1 protein-coding gene is annotated in these 3,498 nt (G+C 25.8%); it reads right to left on the bottom strand.

Annotation, left to right across the window (positions count from 1 at the left end; genetic code table 4):
• Window positions 1-210 precede the first annotated feature (210 nt).
• A complete protein-coding gene (locus tag UDIV_RS02560) occupies window positions 211-3,327 on the bottom strand; it encodes a phage tail family protein (RefSeq protein WP_038102939.1) in 3,117 nt (1,038 codons plus the stop codon).
• Between the last annotated feature and the right edge of the window lie 171 nt (window positions 3,328-3,498).

Here is a 3,498-nt window from a genome sequence, read left to right on the forward strand (position 1 = left end):
TGCTTTTTGCATATATACAGCTCCGTTTTTACAATAGATTTTTAAAATCTAACCTAATAAGTATTATACTAAATTAACAAATACCCAAAGGAACGAATGGAACCAAATGAACAACTAAATAACAGTTCAACAAGCTAATACAACTTTAATTCAAAACAAAAACGACCCATTCACTCTAAATAGAGTAAAAAAGTCGTTTTTTAAGTTGTTTTAAATTACAAGTTGGACAAACTCTCGCATTACTGGTTTTTTTGGATTTGATAAATCTAATAATGGTTTTTTAAAGTATAAATTGACCAAACCTTTTTTAATAATTAGTAATTCATATTCAACTAAATTTGAATCTGGATTTTGATCATCTTTTTTAACATTTGGATTAAACCCAATACTAATAGGAATAAATGAAGCAATTAAATCATTATTTATATCTACTTTAGAACCAAACTTAATTAAACCAGCATCAACTAATGTTTTAAGTTCAATTTCAAATTGGTCTTCAATTTGATAAATCTTCTCTTCTCTACCTAATGCATCAGCTTCTAGTTTATGTTCAGCTTTTTTAACACTTTTAATTTTAGTTAATATCTGATTAAGTAAATCAGGATTAGTTTTAAGTAATTCTTTATTAATACTAAAAGATAAATCTTTTTTGTAGACATTATCTTGATAATCAACTAATTTATCATCAACATTATCTTTTAAAACTTGTTTATTATTTTGATCAAGTGAATCAAAGATATTAAGTGGTGTTGTGAATTTTCAAGAACGGTAGAATAATCAACCTAAGACTTGAGATAAATATTTTTTAGGGATAATTGTGGTTGTAGAATTATTTTTGAATCGGTCAAGCATTGCTTGCACAGATAAAGGCATATTAGGTTTAACTTCATGTTGAACAAATAACTTATAACCTAATTTATGTTTTCCTTTATCAGCTAGATCACTAGCTATATCATTATAAATTAATGGAGCTAGTTGCTGGGGTTGTACAATCTTACTAATTCTTGTTACTGAATCATTTTCAGCTAAAATAATTTCTTTTGGTATTTCTTTTTTAAGAATGTTTCAAGCAGTGCTTGGAACTGATAAAGATTTAGGAGCTTCTTCTGGTAATAAATCAAACAATGGTCTAAGATCTATTGTAATAGAAGCTTTAAGTGAATATACAACTTCTGTTTCTAATTTATTTAACATCCTAGTTTTAGGATCATATTCAACTTGTAATGGTTTAGTTTCTTTAATTTCAATTCCTTGTTCTAAGAAATCTAATAAATTATTCATTTTAAGTTCACTATTAGAACTTTTAATAGTTGGGTGGATTAAAGCATTAATTAAAGCTTTAATATTAGTTTTGTTTCAGTTTTTATTATTTAATAATAATTCTTCAATTAAACTTAAATAAGTTTGTGGAATTACTATATTATTTGTTTTTAGAAAATCTAATAATAAAGTTAACCCTTGTTTGTAATCAAGTTTACTATCTTTATTTAAACTAATTAAATCAATGATTTTGATGTTTGATAATTTGTATTCAAAACCAACACTAGAAGCTAGTTGATCATTATCTACATTAGCTCTGTTATTATGTGGTACTAAAAGATTAAAGATTGTTTTGATTTGTTGAATCAGATCATATAACTTAACTTTATTAGATCCTAAAGCAATTTCAATGTTAGGTGTGTTAGATTCATTGAAATTAAATAATAATGTAATTAAGGCATCAATAAAATCTAAGATCCCAACTTGTCCTACAACTCCTTTTTTAGATTGAGCTTCTAGGGTTTGGATCGTATTTAGAAGGGGATCAATTAAAGCTTTGTATGGTTGGACTGCTTCAATTGAAACACTATTTAATAATTGACGGATTTGATCGATTTCAGCTACTAAGTTATCTTTAAAATCAATACTTAGGATACGGCTTGAAATCGTTTGTTTAATACTATCATCAAGCGAAGGAACTAGATCTAATGTTTTTTCTAATAATGGTTTAAAAGCTTCTACAACAGCTCCTAATGAATTATTAGCTGTAAACAATCTAACAATTTCTACTATTGTTTCATTTTTAATAATTGATCCAACTAATTGTTTAATGATCTCACTATTTTTAGTTAATAGTTCTTTAATAGTTAAATCATTAACAATTCCATTTAAAATAGCATAACTAGCTTTTGTTGCTTGTTTAGCTATAGCATTAAAGTAATTAAATCTTTGTTCAACATCTTTTTTGATTTGTTCTGAAGTTAGCAGTTTCAGTTGTTCTACTAAAACTGGTTCTAATGAATAAAAATCATTTCTATAACTAGCATTAGTTATTTCATTGTTTAAACTATAAGACTTGTTTAAGAAGATAAAGTTATTATCTCCACTAAAGTGTAAGTAAGCATCTTCTTCTTGCTGTTTATTTTCTTCTTTAAGAACACTAGTTTGAGTATATACTTTAAACTCATTAAATGAGTATTTTAAACGATAAGTATGTTTTAGTTGTTTTCTTGTTGTATTATCAGCAGCTTCTTTTAATCGATTAGTTACAAATAGATCTAAGTTAATTGGTTGGTCTTTGATTTGGACAAGAAACTTTTGGCTTGTATTTGTTAATATTCCAATGGGAGCTAATGTAAAAGGATCATTAGCTAGCCTTGATGAATCATTTTTATTAGTGTATGCATACCAGAAATTAATATTAACAAATTTGTTTTTGTTTTTTGTTTGTCAATCAATTCCATTATTGATATCTTCTTGAGTTAGTGGTTCAAAAATTGGCTGATTAGGATTAATTAATATTTTTTGATCATTTTCTTTTTTATAGACTTCAACTGTTGGAAATGATGCATCAAATTCTAGATTAACAACAAGTGCAGGTCCATATAAAGATGCTAAAAAAGCAATAAAATCATTTTTAAGAGTATTAGGTGTTAGTTTGTTGATTCACTCAACAAACTCAATATCTTCAATACTTAATGATCGGTTCAGATTTGTATATTGTGAAGCTGATGATAAGAAAAGGTTGTTGTAGAACTTATTTCTTTGATCTTCTACTCTTGCTTCATAATTAGTTTTAGAACTTAAGTATTGAGATGCTGTTTGTGGATTTTGTTGGTAGTTGTTATTATAGTTAAACATTGATTTTAATAAATCAATATCACTTTTAGGGTTTGCTATTGTAAATAGTTGTGAAATAGATTGACTATCTTTATTAGAGCTATTAGCAGTATTTTTATCTTTTGCACTTGTACAAGCAAAAACTAATGGTGCAAAAATAGTACTAATTGCACCTATACTTGTAATAGAGATTAATAACTTCTTTTTATTTAGATTTTTAAGTTTCATAGCTATTACCTTTGTACTTTGATTAAAAATCAATAAGTAAGCAAATAGATATTAATTATATTATTATAAACAATTCTTTTTAGTTTAAGCAACTAAGGAAGATTGTTGAATTGATAAAACAAGAGTAAACTAATTATTAAATAGAAAAGAAAACAATGCTTAAGTAAGCAT

It is taken from the genome of Ureaplasma diversum NCTC 246, assembly GCF_000731915.1.
Taxonomy (GTDB): Bacteria; Bacillota_I; Bacilli_A; order Mycoplasmatales; family Mycoplasmoidaceae; genus Ureaplasma; species Ureaplasma diversum.